Source organism: Brachybacterium halotolerans subsp. kimchii, assembly GCF_020792675.1.
Taxonomy (GTDB): domain Bacteria; phylum Actinomycetota; class Actinomycetes; order Actinomycetales; family Dermabacteraceae; genus Brachybacterium; species Brachybacterium halotolerans.
Genome location: NZ_CP086254.1, coordinates 583,344 through 602,535 on the forward strand (window position 1 = coordinate 583,344; position 19,192 = coordinate 602,535).

Annotated in this window: 16 protein-coding genes; 4 read left to right on the forward strand and 12 right to left on the reverse strand. The window is 72.3% G+C overall.

Going from position 1 to position 19,192, the window contains the following annotated elements; all coding sequences use genetic code 11:
- Positions 1–15 precede the first annotated feature (15 nt).
- The 5 genes from Bra3105_RS02680 to Bra3105_RS02700 all read right to left on the reverse strand — a co-directional run bounded on the left by Bra3105_RS02680 (position 16) and on the right by Bra3105_RS02700 (position 5,114).
- On the reverse strand, positions 16–1,164 hold the full coding sequence (locus tag Bra3105_RS02680; protein ID WP_228358503.1) for a prephenate dehydrogenase: 1,149 nt from the start codon (positions 1,162–1,164) through the stop codon (positions 16–18).
- Positions 1,161–1,988, reverse strand: a complete 828-nt coding sequence (locus Bra3105_RS02685) for a pseudouridine synthase (protein ID WP_200500642.1) — start codon at positions 1,986–1,988, stop codon at positions 1,161–1,163. Before Bra3105_RS02685 ends, Bra3105_RS02680 begins: the two co-directional genes overlap by 4 nt.
- Complete coding sequence (locus Bra3105_RS02690; protein ID WP_152353016.1) at positions 1,988–2,860, reverse strand: ParA family protein; 873 nt, start codon at positions 2,858–2,860, stop codon at positions 1,988–1,990. Before Bra3105_RS02690 ends, Bra3105_RS02685 begins: the two co-directional genes overlap by 1 nt.
- 239 nt (positions 2,861–3,099) lie before the next feature.
- Positions 3,100–4,077, reverse strand: coding sequence for a tyrosine recombinase (locus tag Bra3105_RS02695; RefSeq protein ID WP_228358504.1), 978 nt, complete (start codon positions 4,075–4,077; stop codon positions 3,100–3,102).
- Positions 4,078–4,094: 17 nt separating this feature from the next.
- Positions 4,095–5,114, reverse strand: coding sequence for a heme o synthase (locus Bra3105_RS02700; RefSeq protein WP_407650890.1), 1,020 nt, complete (start codon positions 5,112–5,114; stop codon positions 4,095–4,097).
- Between the two features lie 348 nt (positions 5,115–5,462).
- Between Bra3105_RS02700 and tkt the strand changes: the two genes are divergently transcribed.
- The 4 genes from tkt (at position 5,463) to pgl (ending at position 12,232) form a co-directional block, all read left to right on the forward strand.
- The gene (gene tkt / locus Bra3105_RS02705; protein ID WP_228358505.1) at positions 5,463–7,562 is read left to right on the forward strand and encodes a transketolase; all 2,100 of its coding nucleotides are present in this window, start codon (positions 5,463–5,465) and stop codon (positions 7,560–7,562) included.
- Positions 7,563–7,737: 175 nt separating this feature from the next.
- Complete coding sequence (tal, locus tag Bra3105_RS02710) at positions 7,738–8,850, forward strand: transaldolase (RefSeq protein ID WP_228358506.1); 1,113 nt, start codon at positions 7,738–7,740, stop codon at positions 8,848–8,850.
- 143 nt (positions 8,851–8,993) lie between these two features.
- Positions 8,994–10,535: a glucose-6-phosphate dehydrogenase gene (gene zwf / locus Bra3105_RS02715; protein ID WP_407650891.1), complete on the forward strand. Its 1,542-nt coding sequence runs from the start codon at positions 8,994–8,996 to the stop codon at positions 10,533–10,535.
- A complete protein-coding gene (pgl, locus tag Bra3105_RS02720) occupies positions 10,532–12,232 on the forward strand; it encodes a 6-phosphogluconolactonase (protein ID WP_228358508.1) in 1,701 nt (566 codons plus the stop codon). Before zwf ends, pgl begins: the two co-directional genes overlap by 4 nt.
- Positions 12,233–12,476: 244 nt before the next feature.
- Here the strand turns inward: pgl and secG are convergent, their stop codons facing one another.
- The 7 genes from secG to rapZ form a co-directional block, all read right to left on the reverse strand.
- Positions 12,477–12,725, reverse strand: coding sequence for a preprotein translocase subunit SecG (secG, locus tag Bra3105_RS02725; RefSeq protein WP_200500637.1), 249 nt, complete (start codon positions 12,723–12,725; stop codon positions 12,477–12,479).
- A gap of 113 nt (positions 12,726–12,838) precedes the next feature.
- The gene (tpiA, locus tag Bra3105_RS02730; RefSeq protein ID WP_228358509.1) at positions 12,839–13,618 is read right to left on the reverse strand and encodes a triose-phosphate isomerase; all 780 of its coding nucleotides are present in this window, start codon (positions 13,616–13,618) and stop codon (positions 12,839–12,841) included.
- Positions 13,615–14,817 (reverse strand): phosphoglycerate kinase, encoded by a 1,203-nt coding sequence (locus Bra3105_RS02735; RefSeq protein WP_228358510.1) that lies wholly within the window; start codon positions 14,815–14,817, stop codon positions 13,615–13,617. Before Bra3105_RS02735 ends, tpiA begins: the two co-directional genes overlap by 4 nt.
- Before the next feature lie 111 nt (positions 14,818–14,928).
- Positions 14,929–15,933, reverse strand: a complete 1,005-nt coding sequence (gap, locus tag Bra3105_RS02740) for a type I glyceraldehyde-3-phosphate dehydrogenase (RefSeq protein WP_200500634.1) — start codon at positions 15,931–15,933, stop codon at positions 14,929–14,931.
- A 185-nt stretch (positions 15,934–16,118) separates the two neighbouring features.
- Positions 16,119–17,102 carry a DNA-binding protein WhiA gene (gene whiA, locus Bra3105_RS02745; RefSeq protein ID WP_228358511.1) on the reverse strand — a complete coding sequence of 328 codons (984 nt, stop codon included), beginning with the start codon at positions 17,100–17,102 and terminating at the stop codon, positions 16,119–16,121.
- Positions 17,086–18,144 carry a gluconeogenesis factor YvcK family protein gene (locus Bra3105_RS02750; RefSeq protein WP_456151306.1) on the reverse strand — a complete coding sequence of 353 codons (1,059 nt, stop codon included), beginning with the start codon at positions 18,142–18,144 and terminating at the stop codon, positions 17,086–17,088. The genes whiA and Bra3105_RS02750 overlap by 17 nt, the downstream gene beginning before the upstream one ends.
- On the reverse strand, positions 18,141–19,076 hold the full coding sequence (gene rapZ / locus Bra3105_RS02755) for an RNase adapter RapZ (protein ID WP_200500632.1): 936 nt from the start codon (positions 19,074–19,076) through the stop codon (positions 18,141–18,143). Before rapZ ends, Bra3105_RS02750 begins: the two co-directional genes overlap by 4 nt.
- Between the last annotated feature and the right edge of the window lie 116 nt (positions 19,077–19,192).

Below are 19,192 nucleotides of genomic sequence, written 5' to 3' on the forward strand. Positions count from 1 at the left end.
TCAGGATACGGGCGCTCAGCCCTCGAGCACGCTCCATCCGCGCCGGGCGAGCTCCCTCGTGAGCAGATCCTCATGGCTCGGGATCACCGCGATGTGGGCGACGCCCACCCGCTGGCCGAGCGAGTGCTCGAGATGGAGGTCCTCGAGGTTGACCCCGATCTGGCCGGTCTCGGTGAGCAGACGCGCGAGCTCGCCGGGGCTGTCGGGGACCATCACCGAGACCGTCGCGAAGGCGTCGGTGCCACTGCCGTGCTTGCCGGGGATGCGGGCGACCCCGCGGTTGCCGTCGGCGATGAGGCGCGCGAGCTCGCGGCGCGAGCCGACGGACGGGTCCGGATCGCCCTGCATGGTGGACAGGGCGTCGGCGACGCCCGCGAGCCGCTCCTGCATGTCGCCGAGCACCGGGAGCAGGGCCCGGGCGTTCGCGCCCAGGATCTCGACCCACAGCCGCGGGTCAGAGGCGGCGATGCGCGTGGTGTCGCGCAGTCCCTGGCCGGAGAGCTCGAGGGCCTGCTCCTCGGCCTCCAGCAGGCCGGTCGCGAGCAGGCTCGCGAGCACCTGCGGGGCATGGGAGACACGGGCGACGGCCTCGTCGTGGCGGGCCGCCTCCATCACCACGGGCAGGGAGCCCAGCTCGGTCGCGATCTGGCGGAGCCGGGCGACCGCGCCGCGGCGCGTGCCCTCGTGCGGGCAGATCACGAAGGGGCGGCCCAGGAACAGGTCGGCGCGGGCGGCGATCACGCCGGAGACCTCGCGCCCGGCCATGGGATGGGTGCCGAGGTAGCGGGAGAGGTCGTCGGCGGTGAGCTCCCCGGCGGCGGCGCGAGCGCGCAGGTCCTCGAGGACCACGCGCTTGACGCTCGCGACGTCGACCACGAGGGCCTCGGGGTAGGCCTCGAGCGCCTGGGCGACGAGGGCTGCGGCGACGTCGGGCGGGGCGGCGACGACGACGAGCGCGGGGTCGGCGTCGTCCGCACGCCGGACGCGCCCCACGCCGAGCTCGACCGCGAGCGAGGTGGTGCCCGGGGAGACGTCCTGCACGTGGACCTCGACGCCCGCGCCGCCCAGGGCGAGGCCGAGGGACCCGCCGATCAGGCCGGTGCCGATGACGAGGACCGGGCTCGGCAGCACGGGCGCGTCGTGAGCAGCGGGCGCCTCGCTCACAGGCCGACCTCCGCCATCAGCGTGCCGAGCTCCTTCGGCTCGAGCTCTCGGGTCTGCCCGGGGGCGAGGTCCGCGAGCAGGATCGGGCCGATGCGGGTGCGCACGAGGGCCGTGAGCTCGTGGCCCTGGGAGGCGAACATGCGGCGCACGATGCGGTTGCGGCCCTCGTGGAGGGTGACCTCGACGACAGCCTCGCGCCCATCGTGGGCGACGAGCCGCGCACGATCGGCGCGGGCGGGGCCGTCCTCGAGCTCGACGCCCTCGCGCAGAGCCTTGAGCAGGCCGCGCGGGAAGGCCCCGGTGAGCGGGAAGCGGCACACGTACGTCTTCTCGACGTCGAAGCTCGGGTGGGTGAGGCGGTGGGCGAGCTCGCCGTCGTTGGTGAGCAGGAGCAGGCCCTCTGTCTCGAAGTCGAGGCGGCCCACGTGGTAGAGCCGCTCCGGGAAGCGCTCCGCGAACTCGGTGAGGTCGCGACGGCCCTCCGGGTCGGACATGGCGCTGACGACGTGGCGGGGCTTGTTCAGGGCGACGGTGCGCTTGCCCCCGTCGAGCTGGAGGCGGCGGCCGTCCACGTGCACGACCTGCCGCGCCGGGTCGATGCGCACGCCCTGCTCGAGCACGGTCTCGCCGTCGACGCTCACGCGCCCCTGCGCGATGATCGCCTCGCAGGCGCGCCGGGAGCCGAACCCCGCGCGGGCGAGGACCTTCTGCAGGCGCTCGCCGCTGGCCGGGGCGGACTCGGCGGCGGGCGCCGGCCGTCCGTCGCTGTCCCGCAGGCGGACGCTGCGCGGCGGGGTGAAGGCGCTGCGGCGGCGCTCGGCCATCAGGCGGCGCAGCCGCGCGCGACGAGCTCCCGCGCGAGCTGCCGGTAGGACTCCGCGCCCTTGGTGGAGGAGGCGAAGGAGGTGATCGGCTCCGCCGCCACGGACGCGTCGGGGAACTTCACCGTGCGATTGATGGTGGTGCGGAAGACCCGGTCCGGGAAGGCCTCGACGACCCGCTGGCTGACCTCGCGGGCGTGCAGCGTGCGCGGATCGAACATCGTGATGAGGATGCCGTCGATGTCGAGGCGGGGGTTGATGCGGTCCTGCACCTTCTCGATGGTCTCCACGAGCAGGGCGACGCCGCGCAGGGCGAAGTACTCGGCCTCGAGCGGGATGATCACCCCGTGGCTGGCCGCGAGCGCGTTCACGGTGAGCAGGCCCAGCGAGGGCTGGCAGTCGATGATGATCACGTCGTACTCGTCCATCACGGGGCGCAGCACGCGGGCGAGCGCCATCTCGCGGGCGACCTCGTTGACGAGCTGGACCTCGGCCGCGGAGAGGTCGATGTTCGCAGGGAGCACGTCGAGGTCGTCGGTGCTCGTGGACTGGATGACGTCGTGGACGTCGTGGCTGCGGTCCATGAGCAGGTTGTAGACGGTGATGTCGAGCTCGTAGGGGTTCACGCCGGTGCCGGCGGAGAGCGCGCCCTGCGGGTCGAGGTCCACGAGGAGCACCTTGCGGCCCATCTCCGCGAGGGCCGCGCCGAGGTTGATGACGCTCGTGGTCTTCCCGACGCCGCCCTTCTGGTTGACCATCGAGATCACGCGCGCGGGGCCGTGGCTCTCCAGCGCCGGGGGCTCGGGGAAATCGGGCCGCGGGAGACCCGTGGGTCCCAGGTCGATGTCCAGGGTCAACTTGGAGGAGTCGCTCACGTGGTGTTCCTGTCGTCTGCTCGTCCGGGCGTCGTACTGCTGCGCTGCTGCGCCGATCCTGCCGATCGGGACCCGCTGCTCGGGTCCCGCCGCGGTGCGCGCGGCGGACGCGGGGCGGCTCCGCCGCACGTGGCGGGGCCGCGGATCGCCCCGCAAGTCTAAGCCCCATGGGTTCCCCGGGCCCGCCGGTCCCGCCCGGCGGGGCCGCGACGCCGCTCCGGCGGGCGCTCGGCCCCGTCTCAGGTCCGGTCGCGGGAGCGCGGATGGGCGGCCGCGTGGGCCTCGCGCAGGGAGTCGACCGTCACCTGGGTGTAGAGCTGGGTGGTGGTGACCGAGGCGTGCCCCAGCAGCTCCTGGACCGCGCGGACGTCGGCGCCGCCGTGCAGGAGGTGGGTCGCGAAGGAGTGGCGCAGGGTGTGCGGGCCGATCGCGCCCTCGAGGTCCGCGTCGGCCGCGACGCGCTGCACGATCTGCCAGGCCGCCTGCCGGGTGAGACGGGTGCCGCGCGAGCCCAGGAAGATCGCCGGGGTGCCCCGTCCCCTGGAGGCGAGGGAGGGCCGGGCCCGGGTGAGATACGCCTCCAGCGCCTCGAGGGCGAAGCGCCCGACGGGCACCACGCGGTGCTTGTCCCCCTTGCCGCGCAGCACCGCCGCGCGCTCGAGCGGATCGACGTCGTCGACGTCCAGGCCGATCGCCTCGGAGATGCGTGCGCCGAGTCCGTAGAGCACCTCGAGCAGGGCACGGTCCCGCAGGGCGCGCTCGGCGGAGAGCGCACCGGTGCCGGGCCGGCCCGCGGCCTCGACGAGACGAGCGGCCTCGTCGATCGTGATCGGGTGCGGCAGCGTGCGCGGACGGCTCGGGGCGGGCAGCAGCCGCGTGGGGTCGCCGGTGCTCGAGGTGCGCTCGGCGTCGAGGAAGGCGTGCAGGCCGCGGACGGCGGCCAGCGCCCGCGCGGCGCTCGAGGCCGCGAGCGCCGATCCCCCGTCGGCCCCCGAGCGGACCGTGCGCAGCCAGGCCGAGACGTCCTCCGGGGTCATCGCGTGCAGCGCCCGGTCCTCCCGGGCGAGGTGGCGCAGGTAGCGGGTGAGGTCGCGGCGGTAGGCGGCCAGCGTGTTCTCGGACAGGCCGCGCTCGACGCGCAGATGGCTCAGGTACTGCTCGAGGTCGCGGGCGTCGCCCGAGCGCACCTCGGCGGGTTCGGCGTCGGCGGCGACCACGGGCTCGGCCCAGCTGCTCAGAAGCGGACGAACGGGTCGATCGCGAGCGCCACGAACAGCAGCGTCAGGTACGTGATCGAGCCGTGGAAGACGACCATCGGGCCGAGCTTCTTCCCGGTCAGACCCTTGTGCGTGCGCACCGCGTAGCGGATGACGAGGAAGAGGAACCAGGCGCCCGAGGCCACGGCGGCGACCGCGTAGACCCAGCCGGTGTGCCCCAGCGGGATGATCGCGAGGCTCGAGGCGACCATGAGCACGCTGTGCAGCACCATCTGGTGGGCGACGTTCGTGCGGGAGCTGACCACGGGGAGCATGGGCACGCCCGCGGTCTCGTAGTCCTTGGTGAACTTCTCGGCGAGCGGCCAGTAGTGCGGCGGCGTCCAGAAGAAGATGACCAGGAACAGCAGGAACGCGGTCCAGGAGACCGTCCCCGTGACGGCCGACCAGCCGATCAGCACGGGCATGCAGCCGGCGATCCCGCCCCAGACGATGTTCTGCGAGGTCCGGCGCTTGAGGAACATCGTGTAGAAGAGCACGTACAGCAGGATCGCGGCGATCGCGAGCGCGGCCGAGGCCCAGTTCACGAGCAGGCCCAGCCAGAGCGCGGAGGCGATCGACAGCACCACGCCGAAGACGACGGCCGCGCGCGGGGAGACCTCGCCGGTGACGATCGGACGGTTCTTCGTCCGCTTCATCTTCGCGTCGATATCGCGGTCCAGGTACATGTTCAGCGTGTTCGCGCCGCCGGCGGCGAGGTAGCCGCCGATCATCGTCGCGAGGATCAGCAGCGGGTGCGGGAAGCCCCCGGCCGCGAGGAACATGGTGGGGATCGTCGTGATCAGCAGCAGCTCGATGATCCGCGGCTTGGTGAGCGCGACGTAGGCGCGCACGGTGCGGCCGATGCCGCGGCGGTCCGCGGGCCCCGACGGGGCCGGCGCGGTCGAGGCGGCCGGGGCCGACTCCGACCCGGGGGTCTGCGACGTCTGCGGGGTGCGCCGGGCGGTCCCGGGAGCGGGGGTGCCGTGGGGAGCGGTCACCGTCCACCGTCCTTCCTGCTGCGACCGACGCGTCTGCGCCGAGGGGGCGAACGGGCCCGATACTACCCGGCGGCGGGCCCTGCGGACCGCCGCCGCGATGCTCGACGCGCCACACCGCGTGCCTCTCGTCACCTCGGGACATCTTCGCGGCCGCCCGATCCGTTGCTCGGGACGTGAGAGTCCTGACCTCGCATGACATGGCTCACCGGATGCGCGTCCCACGAGAAGTCGCGGCAACCCCTGGCCACGGGGCGGGGCGATAGGATCGAATGGTCGCTGAGCGGCGCGCCCCGGGACCCGGGCGACGCGGGCCGCTCCTGCAGCTCCTGACGGAAGGAAGAACAACTCGTGAGCGAATCGTTCAAGGGAATCGACGGCTGGACCGACGTGGACAAGCGCGCGATCGACACGGTGCGCACCCTCGCGGCGGACGCCGTCCAGAAGGTCGGGAACGGCCACCCGGGGACGGCGATCAGCCTCGCCCCGGCCGCCTACCTGCTGTACCAGGACATCATGCGCCACGACCCCTCGGACACCGGGTGGCTGGGACGCGATCGCTTCGTCCTCTCCGCGGGTCACTCGAGCCTCACCCAGTACATCCAGCTCTACCTCGGCGGCTTCGGCCTCGAGCTCGAGGACATCGAGTCCCTGCGCACCTGGGGCTCGAAGACCCCGGGTCACCCCGAGGTCGGCCACACCAAGGGCGTCGAGACCACCACCGGCCCGCTCGGCCAGGGCCTCGCGACCGCCGTCGGCATGGCCATGGCGCAGCGCCGCGAGCGCGGCCTGTTCGACCCCGAGGCCCCCGCGGGCGAGAGCCCCTTCGACCGCTTCACCTTCGCGATCGCCTCCGACGGCGACATGCAGGAGGGCGTCACCAACGAGGCCTCCTCGATCGCCGGCACCCAGGAGCTGGGCAACCTCATCGTCCTCTGGGACGACAACGACATCTCGATCGAGGGCCACACCGACATCGCCTTCACCGAGGACACGGCCGCCCGCTACGAGGCGCTGGGCTGGGACGTCCACCGCGTCGACTGGACCAACGGCGGCACGCAGTACGTCGAGGACGTCGCCGCCCTCAAGGCCGCGATCGAGGACGCCAAGAAGGTCACCGACAAGCCGTCCTTCATCGCCCTGCGCACCGTCATCGCCTGGCCCGCCCCCACCAAGCAGGGCACCGGCGCCTCCCACGGCTCCGCCCTGGGCGACGAGGAGGTCGCGGGCCTCAAGAAGGCGCTCGGGCTCGACCCCGAGAAGACCTTCGACGTCCCCGCCGAGGTCCTCGACCGCACCCGCGAGCTCGTGCAGCGCGGCAAGGAGGCGCACGCCGCCTGGGACGAGAAGCTCGCGAGCTGGCGCGAGGCCAACGCGGATCGCGCCGCGCTGCTGGACCGGCTCGTCGCCGGCGATCTCCCCGACGGCTGGGCCGACGCCCTGCCCGTCTTCGAGGCCGACGCCAAGGGCCTGGCCACCCGCGCCGCATCCGGCAAGGTGCTCAACGCCCTCGCCCCCGTGTTGCCCGAGCTCTGGGGCGGCTCGGCCGACCTCGCCGGCTCGAACAACACCACCATGGACGGCGAGCCCTCCTTCATCCCCGCCGAGCGCTCCACCAAGGAGTTCTCGGGCGACGAGTACGGTCGCACGCTGCACTTCGGCATCCGCGAGCACGCCATGGGCGCGATCCTCTCCGGGATCAACCTCGACGACCTCACCCGCGCCTACGGCGGCACGTTCCTGCAGTTCTCGGACTACATGCGCGGCGCCGTGCGCCTCTCGGCCCTGATGGGCGTGGACAACATCTACGTGTGGACCCACGATTCCATCGGCCTGGGCGAGGACGGCCCCACCCACCAGCCGGTCGAGCACCTCGCCGCACTGCGCGCCATCCCGGGCCTGGACGTCGTCCGGCCGGCCGACGCCAACGAGACGGCCGCCGCCTGGAAGGCGACGATCGAGCGCCGCGAGCGCCCGATCGGCCTGATCCTCTCCCGCCAGGCCCTGCCGACGCTGGACCGCGGCGAGTACGCGAGCGCCGACGGCGTCGCCCGGGGCGGCTACGTCCTCAAGGACGCCGGCAGCGGCGAGCCCGAGGTCATCCTCATCGCCACCGGCTCCGAGGTGCAGTACGCCGTCGAGGCGCAGAAGCAGCTCGAGGAATCCGGCACGCCGACCCGCGTGGTCTCCATGCCGTCCGTCGAGTGGTTCGAGGACCAGGACGAGGCCTACCGCGAGTCGGTCCTCCCCCGCGGCGTCCGCGCCCGGGTGAGCGTCGAGGCGGGCATCGCCCAGTCCTGGTTCAAGTACCTGGGCGACGCGGGCCGCGCCGTCAGCCTCGAGCACTACGGCGCCTCCGCGGACGCGGCCACGCTCTTCCGCGAGTACGGCTTCACGGCCGACGCGGTGGTGGCCGCCGCGAAGGAATCCATCGAGGCCGCACGCAGCTGATCCGCCGACGGGGGCGGGACCCCAGAGGTCCCGCCCCCTCTTCTCGCCGTGCCCGCGCGGGAGCCCGCCGTCGGCCCTCGGGCCCCGGACCTGCCCCGCGCATCCACGACGACCGTCCGTCTCCGACTCCCCATGATCTGATCGGCGCCGCGCGCGCCGAGGAAGGATTCCCCTCATGACCCAGAACACCCGCACCCAGGCCCTCTCCGACGCCGGCGTGTCGATCTGGCTGGACGACCTCTCCCGCGGCCGCCTGACCTCCGGCAACCTCCAGGAGCTCGTGGACACGAAGAACATCGTGGGCGTCACCACCAACCCCTCGATCTTCCAGGCCGCGATCTCCGGCGCCCAGGACTACGACGCCGACATCGCCGAGCTCGCGAAGGCCGGCAAGGACGTCGACGCGGTCGTCGAGAAGCTCACGACCGACGACGTGCGCGCCGCCTCGGACCTCTTCGCCCCGGTCGCCGAGGCCACCGAGGGCCAGGACGGCCGCGTCTCGATCGAGGTCGACCCGCGCCTGGCGCACGAGACCGAGAAGACGATCGCGCAGGCCCACCACCTCAGCGAGGTCGTGGACCGCAGCAACGTGATGATCAAGATCCCCGCCACCAAGGAGGGCCTGCCGGCCATCACCGAGGTGATCGGCGCGGGCATCAGCGTCAACGTGACGCTCATCTTCTCCGTGGACCGCTACCGCGAGGTCATCGACGCCTACCTGGCAGGCCTCGAGAAGGCCGACGCCGCCGGCATCGACCTCTCGACCATCCGCTCGGTCGGCTCCTTCTTCGTCTCGCGCTTCGACACCGAGATCGACGCGCGCCTCGAGAAGCTGGGCGGGGATGCCCTGGAGCTGCGCGGCAAGGCCGGCGTGGCGAACGCCCGCGTGGCCTTCGGCGTGTACCTCGAGAAGTTCTCCTCGGAGCGCTTCGAGAAGCTCGCCGCGAAGGGCGCCCACGTGCAGCGCGCGCTGTGGGCCTCCACCGGTGTGAAGAACTCCGAGTACGCCGACACCATGTACGTCGACCAGCTGGTCGCCTCCCCCACCGTGAACACGATGCCGGAGAAGACGCTCGACGCGGTCGCCGACCACTCCGAGCCCGGGAAGGCGCTGGACGCGGAGGCCGCGCAGGCCTCGGCCGCGGACCTCGAGAAGATCTCCGCCGCGGGCGTCGACCTCGACGACGTCTACGCCGTCCTCGAGCGCGAGGGCGTCGAGAAGTTCGAGAAGGCCTGGAACGAGCTGCTCGAGACCGTCGCGGCGCAGATCGCCTCGGCCTCGGCCTGACCCCACCCCGCCGCCTCCCCTCCCCCGTCCGCTCCTGAGCGCCGCTCGCGGCGCCGCGCGGAGAGGAGGGGCCGCGGCCCTCACTCCATCGAGCACACGGCGGAGCCGCCCCCGACGGGTCGGCTCCGCCACGTGCCGGAAGGATGATCGTGAACACGACCCCCACTCCGCGCAATCCGCTGCGCGATCCCCGTGATCGGCGTCTGCCGCTGATCGCGGGGCCGAGCTCGATGGTGATGTTCGGCGTCACCGGAGACCTCGCCCGCAAGAAGCTCCTTCCCGCGATCTACGACCTGGCCCACCGGGGTCTGCTGCCGCCGAGCTTCGGCCTTGTCGGCTACGGCCGCCGCGACTGGAGCCATGACGACTTCGCCGACTACGTGCGCACGTCCGTGACCGAGCACGCCCGCACCGAGTTCGACGAGTCGACCTTCGAGCAGCTGCGCGGCGGTCTGCGCTTCGTCACCGGCACCTTCGACGACACGGCCGCCTTCCAGAAGCTCACCGAGGTCGTCGAGGAGCTGGACCGCACTCGCGGCACGGGCGGCAACCACGCCTTCTACCTCTCGATCCCGCCGGACGCGTTCCCGCAGGTCTGCTCGCAGCTGGCGAACTCGGGACTGAACACCCCGCGCGACGGCTCCTGGCGGCGAGTGGTCATCGAGAAGCCCTTCGGCCACGACCTGGCCTCCGCGAAGGAGCTCAACGACGTCGTGGAGAAGGTCTTCCGCCCGGAGGACGTCTTCCGCATCGACCACTACCTGGGCAAGGAGACGGTCCAGAACATCCTCGCGTTCCGCTTCGCGAACCAGATGTTCGAGCCGATCTGGAACGCCAACTATGTGGACCACGTGCAGATCACGATGGCCGAGGACATCGGCATCGGCTCGCGTGCGGGCTACTACGACGGCATCGGCACCGCGCGCGACGTCATCCAAAACCACCTCCTGCAGCTGCTCGCGCTGACCGCGATGGAGGAGCCCATCTCCTTCGACGCGAAGGAGCTGCGCACGGAGAAGGAGAAGGTCCTGGAGGCCATCTCCCTGCCCGAGGACCTCTCCCTGCACACCGCCCGCGGACAGTACGTCGCGGGTCTGCAGGGCGGCGAGGAGGTGGGCGGCTACCTCGAGGAGGACGGCATCCCCGCCGACTCCACGACCGAGACGTTCGCCGCGATGCGCCTGGACGTGAACACCCGCCGCTGGGCGGGCGTCCCGTTCTACCTGCGCGCGGGCAAGCGCCTGGGCCGCCGCGTCACCGAGATCGCCGTGGTCTTCAAGTCCGCGCCGTTCCTGCCGTTCTCCTCCACGGACACCGCGGACCTCGGCCAGAACGCGATCGTGATCCGCGTCCAGCCCGACGAGGGCGTGACCATGCGGTTCGGCTCCAAGGTTCCCGGCACCCAGATGGAGGTGCGGGACGTGAACATGGACTTCCAGTACGGGTCCTCCTTCACCGAGGAATCGCCCGAGGCCTACGAGCGGCTGATCCTGGACATGCTCCTGGGAGACCCGCCGCTGTTCCCGCGCCAGCGGGAGGTCGAGCTGTCCTGGGAGATCCTCGACCCGATCACCGACTACTGGGCGAAGAACCTTCCGCCCGCTCCGTACCGCCCCGGCACCTGGGGCCCGGAGACCGCCAACGAGATGCTCACGCGCGACGGACGCGCCTGGAGGCGACCGTGATCACCACCCTGAACGACACCACCGCATCCGCCGTCGACAAGAAGATGACGCAGATGCGCGAGACCTTCGGCGCGACCACCGTGGGCAGCGTGCTCACGCTGATCATCGTCGCGACCGGGGAGGACATCGATCAGCCCCTGCAGGCCGCCGTGCAGGCCAGCCACGAGCACCCCTCGCGGGTCATCGTGGTCGATGCCGACACCGACGCCGAGACCGGACTGGACGCGGAGATCCGCGTGGGCCGCGACGCGGGAGCCGGCGAGATCGTCATCCTCCGCGCCCGCGGCGAGGTCATGTCCAGCCTGGACACGCTCATCACCCCGCTGCTGCTTCCCGACGCCCCGATCGTCACCTGGTGGCCCGAGGACGCTCCCTCGTCCCCGGTCCACGACGTCCTGGGGTCGATCTCCCAGCGCCGCATCACCGACGCAGCCTCCTCGAGCGACCCCGACGCGACGCTCAAGCGCCTGCGCCGCGGATACTCCAGCGGCGACTCCGACCTCTCCTGGGCCCGCATCACCCGCTGGCGCGGACTGGCCGCCACGGCCTACGAGACCCCGCCCATCTCCCTCCCGCGCAGCGTGAGCGTCGCCGGACCCGCGGGCGATCCCTCGGTGCGCCTGCTGGCCGCGTGGCTCGCCCTCGAGCTCGGGCTCGAGGTCGACATCGAGACCGTCGACGGCTGCCCCGCCGGCCCCCAGTCCCTCGTCTTCGAGCGCGAGGACGGGTCCGTGGCCCTGCGCCGCGGCGACGGCGACAGCGTCATCATCTCCCTGCCCGGCGACCAGGAGGACCAGCGCGTCCCCGTGCCCGCCAGCTCCCTCTACGAGCTGCTCGCCGAGGAGCTGCGCCGCCTCGACCCCGACGAGGTCTACGGCGAGGTCCTCGCCCACGCCTTCTCCAAGGTCGAGGACGCCTCCACCTTCGCGAAGGGCAAGCCGGAGCCGACGGACGCCGTCTCGGAGTCCCTCGAGGCCGCCGCCGTGCGCGCCGCCGACGACGTGGCCTCCCGCCTCGCCGAGGCGATCTCCGCACGCGGAGAGGCGCACCTCGTGGTCACCGGCGGCACCATCGGCACCGCCACCGCCGACGCCCTCCCCGTCGCCTTCGTCGAGCACGAGGTCGACCCGGCCGCCGTGCACGTGTGGTGGGGCGACGAGCGCTTCGTCGACGCCGACTCGGAGGACCGCAACGACCAGGCGGTGCGCGTCGGCTTCCTCGAGAAGATCGCCTTCGCGCCCGGCAAGGTGCATCCGGTCCCCTCGACCTCGAGCGGCATGTCGCTGGACGAGGCCGCCGCCTGGTACGGCCAGGAGCTGGACCGCGCGGGCGGCGACCGTCCGTTCCGCACCCGCGGCGAAGCGTTCTTCGACGTGCTGCTGCTGGGCGTCGGCCCCGACGGCCACGTGGCCTCGCTGTTCCCGCGCCATCCGGCGCAGCAGCTCGACGGCGCGAGCGCCGTGGCCGTGGTCGACTCCCCCAAGCCGCCGCCGCTGCGGGTGTCGCTGACCTGGCCCGTGCTGAACTCCTCCCGCCACGTGGGCCTGCTCGCGGCCGGCGAGGAGAAGGCCGAGGCGGTCGCGCGCGCCCACGAGGGCATCGACCCGTGGGAGGTCCCGGCCTCCTCGGTGCGCGGGCTCGAGTCCACCACCTGGTACCTCGACGAGTCCTCGGCGACGGGCCTGCGGAAGGGCTGACGAGCAGGCCGCACCGGGACGACCGCCCGGAGCACCGAGAGGGCCCGACCGCGCACGTGGCGCGGTCGGGCCCTCTCTCTGTGCGCTGTCCCGCTGTGCGACGCGCACTGCGATGCGCTGTCCGACGGCGCGCCTCGTCGCCTCGTCGGGCACCCTGGCCCTCCGGGAATGCGAGAGGCCGGGAAGATCGCATCCTCCCGGCCTCTCGGACGGCTGACTCACGCGCGCGCCGCGCGCCGGAGCATCACATGAAGCGCTCGAGCACTCCCAGGCCCACGGCCGCGGCGCCGAAGACGACGGCGAGGGTGACCGTGAGGCGGTCGAGGTTGCGCTCGGCGACGCCGGATGCGCTCGCGGACGAGGACACGCCGCCGCCGAACATGTCGGACAGGCCGCCGCCCTTGCCGCGGTGCAGCAGCACCAGCAGGATCACTGCGATACCGGTGATCGCCAGCACGATCTGCAGGATCAGCTTGAGCAGGTTGAGGTCCACGGACACTCCTCACGGGACGTTGGAACTGCGCCAGGATACGACACGGGGCGGATCCGTCGCCGGACCCGCCCCGCCGGATGTGAGCCGTTCGGCTCCTCGTCCGGTCGTGCCGCTCAGGCGTCCTGGTAGCGGACGATCTTCGCGAACTCGTCGGCCTTCAGCGAGGCCCCGCCCACGAGGGCGCCGTCGACATCGGGCTTCGTCATCAGCTCGGCGACGTTCGAGGACTTCACGGAGCCGCCGTAGAGGACGCGCACGGCGTCGGCCGCGGCCTCGCCGTGGGCGGTGCGCACCCAGTCGCGGATCGCTCCGCAGACCTCCTGGGCGTCGTCCGGGGTCGCGACCTCGCCGGTGCCGATCGCCCAGACCGGCTCGTAGGCGACGACGAGGGAGCCGACCTGTGCGGCGTCGACGCCCTCGAGGCCGCCCTCGAGCTGGGCGAGCGTGTACTCGACCTGCTTGCCCGCCTTCCGCTCCTCGAGCGGCTCGCCGACGCAGAGGATGGGGGTCAGACCGCCGCCGAGGGCCGCCTTCACCTTGGCGTTGGTGATCTGCTCGGTCTCACCGTGGTACTGGCGGCGCTCGGAGTGGCCGATGGTCGCGTAGGTCGCGCCGAGGGCCGTGAGCATGGAGGCCGAGACCTCTCCGGTGAAGGCGCCGGACTCGTGCTCCGACACGTCCTGGGACCCGTAGGAGATCGGGAGCTTCCCGGCGTCCACGGCCGTCTGCACGGTGCGCAGGTCCACGAACGGGGGCAGCACGGCCGCCTCGACGGCGGAGGTGTCCAGGCCCTTGAGGGCGTCGCCCAGATCCTCGACGAGGGACAGGCCCTGCTTCCAGTCGAGGTTCATCTTCCAGTTGCCCGCCATCAGCGGGGTGCGGGTGGTGCTCATGCGTGGTCCTCCTCCAGGACGGCGATGCCCGGCAGCTCCTTGCCCTCGATCAGCTCGAGGCTCGCACCGCCGCCGGTCGAGATGTGCGAGAACGCGGACTCGTCGAAGCCCAGGGTGCGGACGGCGGCCGCGGAGTCGCCGCCGCCGATCACGGTGAAGCCGTCGGCGTCGGCGAGGGCCGTCGCGACGTCCTTCGTGCCCCGTGCGAAGGTCTCGAACTCGAAGACCCCCATCGGGCCGTTCCAGAAGATCGTGCGCGCATCGGCGATCTTCTCCGCGAACAGCTCCGCGGTCCTCGGGCCGATGTCCATGCCCTCCTGGTCGGCGGGGATCTGGTCGGCGGGGACCGTCGTCGGCTCCGCGTCGGCCGAGAACTCCCGGGCGACGACCGTGTCCACGGGCAGCACGAGCTCGACGCCGTTGCGCTGCGCCGTCTCGAGGTACTCGCGCACGGTGTCGACGCGCTCGGCGTCCAGCAGGGACTTGCCGATCTCATGGCCCTGGGCCTTCAGGAAGGTGTACGCCATGCCGCCGCCGATGAGAATCCGATCGGCCTTGGTCAGCAGGTTCTCGATGACGCCGAGCTTGTCGGCGATCTTGGCGCCGCCGAGGATCACGACGAAGGGGCGCTCCGGGTCGTCGGTCACCTTGCGCAGGGCCTCGACCTCGCTGGTCACGAGCTCGCCCGCGGCCGAGGGCAGAATCTGCGCGAGCTCGTACACGGAGGCCTGCTTGCGATGGACGACGCCGAAGCCGTCGGAGACGAAGGCGTCGCCGAGCGCGGCGATCTGCTCGGCGAAGGCGCGGCGCTCGGCCTCGTCCTTCGCGGTCTCCCCCGGGTTGAAGCGGAGGTTCTCGAGGATCGCGACCTGGCCGACGCCGAGGGCATCCACGGTCTGCCGGGCGCTGTCGCCCACGGTGTCGGTCGCGAAGGCGACGTCGGCGCCGAGGAGCTCGGACAGCCGCCCGACGACGGGGCGCAGCGAGTACTTCTCCTCGGGCGCGCCCTTGGGACGGCCGAGGTGGGAGATCACGACGACGCGCGCACCTGCGCCTGTGAGCGTCGAGATCGTGGGCAGGGCGGCGCGGATGCGGCCGTCGTCGGTGATCGTGGTGCCGTCCAGCGGCACGTTGAGGTCGGCGCGGACGATGACCCGCTTGCCGCGCAGGTCGCCGAGCGACGCGATGGTCTTCAGCACGGGGTGGCTCCTAGTGTCGAGGGGTGCGTGCGACGGAGCCCGCCCGGGCCGCGCCTCGCAGGGGCGGCGCCGGACGGGCTCCGTCGGACCCGTTCTCCGTGAGGGAGAGGGTCAGAGGCTCTTGCCGACGAGCGAGGTGAGCTCGACGAGGCGGTTGGAGAAGCCCCACTCGTTGTCGTACCAGGTGAAGACCTTGACGAGGTTGCCGTTCACCTTGGTGAGCTGGCTGTCGAAGATCGAGGAGTGCGGATCGTGCTCGATGTCCTTGGAGACGATCGGGTCCTCGGTGTACCGCAGGATGCCCTTGAGCGGGCCCTCGGCGGCCTTCTTCACCGCGGCGTTGATCTCCTCGGCGGTGACCTCGCGCGAGGCCTCGAAGGTGAGGTCCGTGATCGAGCCGGTGGGGACCGGCACGCGCAGCGAGTAGCCGTCGAGCTTGCCCTTGAGCTCGGGCAGCACGAGCGCGACGGCCTTGGCGGCGCCGGTCGTGGTGGGCACGATGTTCAGGGCGGCGGCGCGGGCGCGGCGCGGATCCTTGTGGGGGCCGTCCTGCAGGACCTGGTCCGAGGTGTAGGCGTGGACCGTGGTCATGAGGCCCTTGACGATGCCGAACTCGTCGTTCAGCACCTTGGCCACCGGGGCGAGGCTGTTGGTGGTGCACGAGGCGTTCGAGACGATGTCGTGCTTCGCCGGGTCGTAGTCGCCCTCGTTCACGCCGATGACGAAGGTCGCGTCCTCGTTCTTCGCGGGAGCGGAGATGATGACCTTCTTCGCACCGCCCTCGAGGTGGGCCTTGGCCTTCTCGGCATCGGTGAAGATGCCGGTGGACTCGATGACGACGTCCGCGCCGATCTCGCCCCACGGGATGTTCTTCGGGTCGCGCTCGGCGAAGGCCTTGAAGGTGAGGTCGCCGACGGTGATGGAGTCGTCGTCGTGGCTGACCTCGTAGGGCAGCACGCCGCCGATGGAGTCGTACTTGATGAGGTTGGCGAGCGTCGCGTTGTCCGTCAGATCGTTGACGCCCACGACCTCGATGTCGGCACCCTGCTCGAGGGCGGCGCGCAGGAAGTTGCGCCCGATGCGACCGAATCCGTTGATTCCGACCTTAGTGGTCACGGTTCCTCCTTGGATCGCAGCCCAGGAGGCTGCGGGGATGTGTGTCGCGCACGCCCTCGTACGCTCGGACGACCGCGGCGCCTCCCGGGAACCCGAGACGACGATCACGACCGCGGATCAGTCTATCAATGCACTGGGTCACGTCGGAACGGGTCCGCTCCCTGGACCGCGGCGCGGCTCCCGGCTCAGGAGCGCGCGTCCTCGCCGCCCTCGTTGACCTCGTCGGTGCCGGGGACGCCGAGCTCCTCGGCGCGCTTGTCGGCCATCGCGAGCAGGCGGCGGATGCGACCGGCGACCGCGTCCTTGGTCATCGGCGGATCGGCGTGGCGGCCGAGCTCCTCGAGGCTCGCCTGACGGTGCTCGACGCGCAGGCGTCCGGCCTCGCGCAGGTGCTCGGGGACCTCGTCGCCCAGGATCTCCAGCGCCCGCTCCACGCGCTGCCCCGCGGCGACCGCGGCCCGCGCCGAGCGACGCAGGTTGGCGTCGTCGAAGTTCGCCAGGCGGTGGGCGGTCGCGCGGACCTCGCGGCGCGTGCGCCGCTCCTCCCACACCAGGACGGTCTGATGGGCTCCCATGCGCGTGAGCAGGGCGGCGATCGCGTCGCCGTCGCGCAGCACCACGCGGTCGCCGCCGCGGACCTCGCGGGCCTTCGAGGCGATGCCCAGGCGCCGGGCGGCGCCCACCATCGCGAGCGCGACCTCGGGCCCCGGGCAGCCGAGCTCGAGCGCGGAGCTGCGACCCGGCTCGGTGAGGGAGCCGCGGGCGAGGAACGCGCCGCGCCAAGCGGCCTCGGCGTCCACCGCGGCGCCGCCGACGACGGCCGGGGGCATCCCGCGCACGGGACGGCCGCGGGCGTCCAGCAGGCCCGTCTGGCGGGCGAGCACCGCGCCGTCGCCGTGCACGCGCACGATGTACGTCGTCGAGCGGCGGATCCCCGACGGTGCGAGCACCGCGATGTCGCTGCCGTGCCCGTAGACGTCGGCGATGATCGCGCGCAGCCGCCGCGCGGTCGCGGCGCTGTCCACCTCGGCCTCGATCACCACGCGCCCGCCCTGCAGATGCAGGCCGCCGGCGAAGCGCAGCATCGCCGCGGCCTCCGCCTTCCGGGCCGACGGGCGCGCCACGTCGATCCGCGACAGCTCCTCCTTGGCGTCAGCGGTCAATGCCATGCTGAGTCCCCTCTTCCTCGTCCTGCGTCCCCTCGACATCCCCGTACACGCCGTCGAACACGTCGCGGTAGGCGGCGGCGAGCCGCACGGGGTCGTGGACCGGCACCCCGCCGCCCACGCTCACCTGCCTCAGCAGGGTACGTATTCCTCGTGTGCGCGCGAACTCCGCGAGCTCCACCGCGTCCTCGAGGGCCGTCGGGTCGGCGATCACAGTGTCGAAGCTCGTCTCGGGCGCGCTGTCCAGCAGCACGCGCAGCAGGTCCGTGCTGCGCATCCCCTCGATCTCCTCGCCCCCCGAGGAGAGGTTCATGACCACGCAGCGGTGGGCGCGGGTGGTGCGCAGCGCCTCCGCGATCTCGGGGATCTGCAGGTGCGGCAGCACCGAGGTGTACCAGGAGCCGGGGCCGACGATCACCCAGTCGGCCTCCTCGATCGCGCGCAGCACCTCCTCGGGCACCCGGGGCCGCTCCGGGATCAGCCGCATCGACTCGACCCGCCCGGGGACCTTCGCGACCTGCGCCTGGCCGCGCACCGTGCCGCGGGTGCCGTCCGCGAAGGCCACCTGCGCCTCGATGTCCAGCGGGTCCAGCGCCATGGGCAGGACGCGCCCGCGGGCGCCGAGCAGCTCGCCGATCCGGTCCAGCCCCGCGATCGGGTCCTCGAGGATCTGCCACATGGCCACGATCATGAGGTTCCCGAGGGCGTGGCCGTCGAGGTCGCCGTCGGTGACGAAGCGGTGCTGGACGGCGTCGTGCCAGAAGGCGCCCCAGTCGGAGTCCTCGCACAGCGCCGCGAGCGCCATCCGCAGGTCCCCGGGGGGCAGCACGGGCAGCTCGGCGCGGATGCGCCCCGAGGAGCCGCCGTCGTCCGCGACCGTGACCACGGCCGTGATGTCGTCGACCAGCAGGCGCAGGGACCGCAGGTTCGCGGCGAGCCCGTGGCCGCCGCCGAGGGCGACCGCGCGGCGCGGCGAGGACAGGGCGCGGCGGGGGCCGCTGCGCGAACCGCGTCGCAGGTGCGGGGGCAGTCCGGCGGCGGTCACTCGCGCCCCAGATCCCGGTGGCGCACGCGCACCGCGAAGCCCGCCTGGCGCAGGTCCTCCCCGATCTTCTCCGCCATCGCGACCGAGCGGTGCTTGCCGCCCGTGCAGCCGATCGCGATCGTCGTGAAGTGCTTGTTCTCCGCCGAGTAGCCGCGCAGCACGGGACGGATCATGTCGAGGTAGCGGGCGGCGAACTCGGCGCCGTTGGGGTCGGCGAGCACGAACTCGGCGACCGCCGGATCGGTGCCGCGCTGGGAGCGCAGCTCGGGCACCCAGTACGGGTTGGGGATGAAGCGGACGTCGCTGACGTGATCGGCCTCGATCGGGATCCCGTACTTGAAGCCGAAGGACATGACGTTCACGGTGAGCGCCTGCTCGCTGTGCGAGCCGAAGGTGGTGCGCATCTTCATCGTCAGCTGGTGCACGTTCAGCGGGGACGTGTCGATCGCGACGTCGGCCAGGCGCCGGTAGGGCGCGAGCATCTCCCGCTCGCGGCGGATGCCCTCGAGCACGCCCTCCTCCCCCTGCAGCGGGTGGGGACGGCGCACGGAGTCGAAGCGGCGCACGAGCGTGTGCTCGTCGGCGGTGAGGAAGACCAGCCGCACCCGCATCTCGGAGGCGCGCATCTGCTCGATCACCTGGGACAGCTCGGAGAAGAACGGGCCGGAGCGGGGGTCGACGACCACGGCGAAGCGGGTCTCGCGGCCCTCGGCTTGCTGCTGGAGCTCGTAGAGGCGCGGGATCAGCTGCGGCGCGATGTTGTAGACGACGTACCAGCCCAGGTCCTCGAGGGCGTGGGCGGCCGTCTCGCGCCCCGCGCCCGCGAGGCCCGTGATGATCACGACGTCGCCGGGCGGCGCCGCCCGATCGGGCTCCGGCTCCGGCGCGCCCTCGGCGGGCGCGGACTCCGGGACGCTGCTGTCCTGCGACATGGATGCTGCTCCTTCGTCGAGGTCGGGGTCAGGGGTCGGGGTCGAGCTCGGGGTCGAGGGCCGTCGTCATCGTCCTCGTGCTGGTGAAGGGTACCGCCCGCGGATGGACGCCGAGG

What these genes read in the sequence shown, in the direction of transcription:
- zwf (WP_407650891.1), top strand. Translation starts at nt 8,994, where the DNA reads ATGATCGTGAACACGACCCCCACTCCGCGCAATCCGCTGCGCGATCCC.
- tal (WP_228358506.1), top strand. Translation starts at nt 7,738, where the DNA reads ATGACCCAGAACACCCGCACCCAGGCCCTCTCCGACGCCGGCGTGTCG.
- Bra3105_RS02685 (WP_200500642.1), bottom strand. Translation starts at nt 1,988, where the DNA reads ATGGCCGAGCGCCGCCGCAGCGCCTTCACCCCGCCGCGCAGCGTCCGC.
- tpiA (WP_228358509.1), bottom strand. Translation starts at nt 13,618, where the DNA reads ATGAGCACCACCCGCACCCCGCTGATGGCGGGCAACTGGAAGATGAAC.
- rapZ (WP_200500632.1), bottom strand. Translation starts at nt 19,076, where the DNA reads ATGTCGCAGGACAGCAGCGTCCCGGAGTCCGCGCCCGCCGAGGGCGCG.
- whiA (WP_228358511.1), bottom strand. Translation starts at nt 17,102, where the DNA reads ATGGCATTGACCGCTGACGCCAAGGAGGAGCTGTCGCGGATCGACGTG.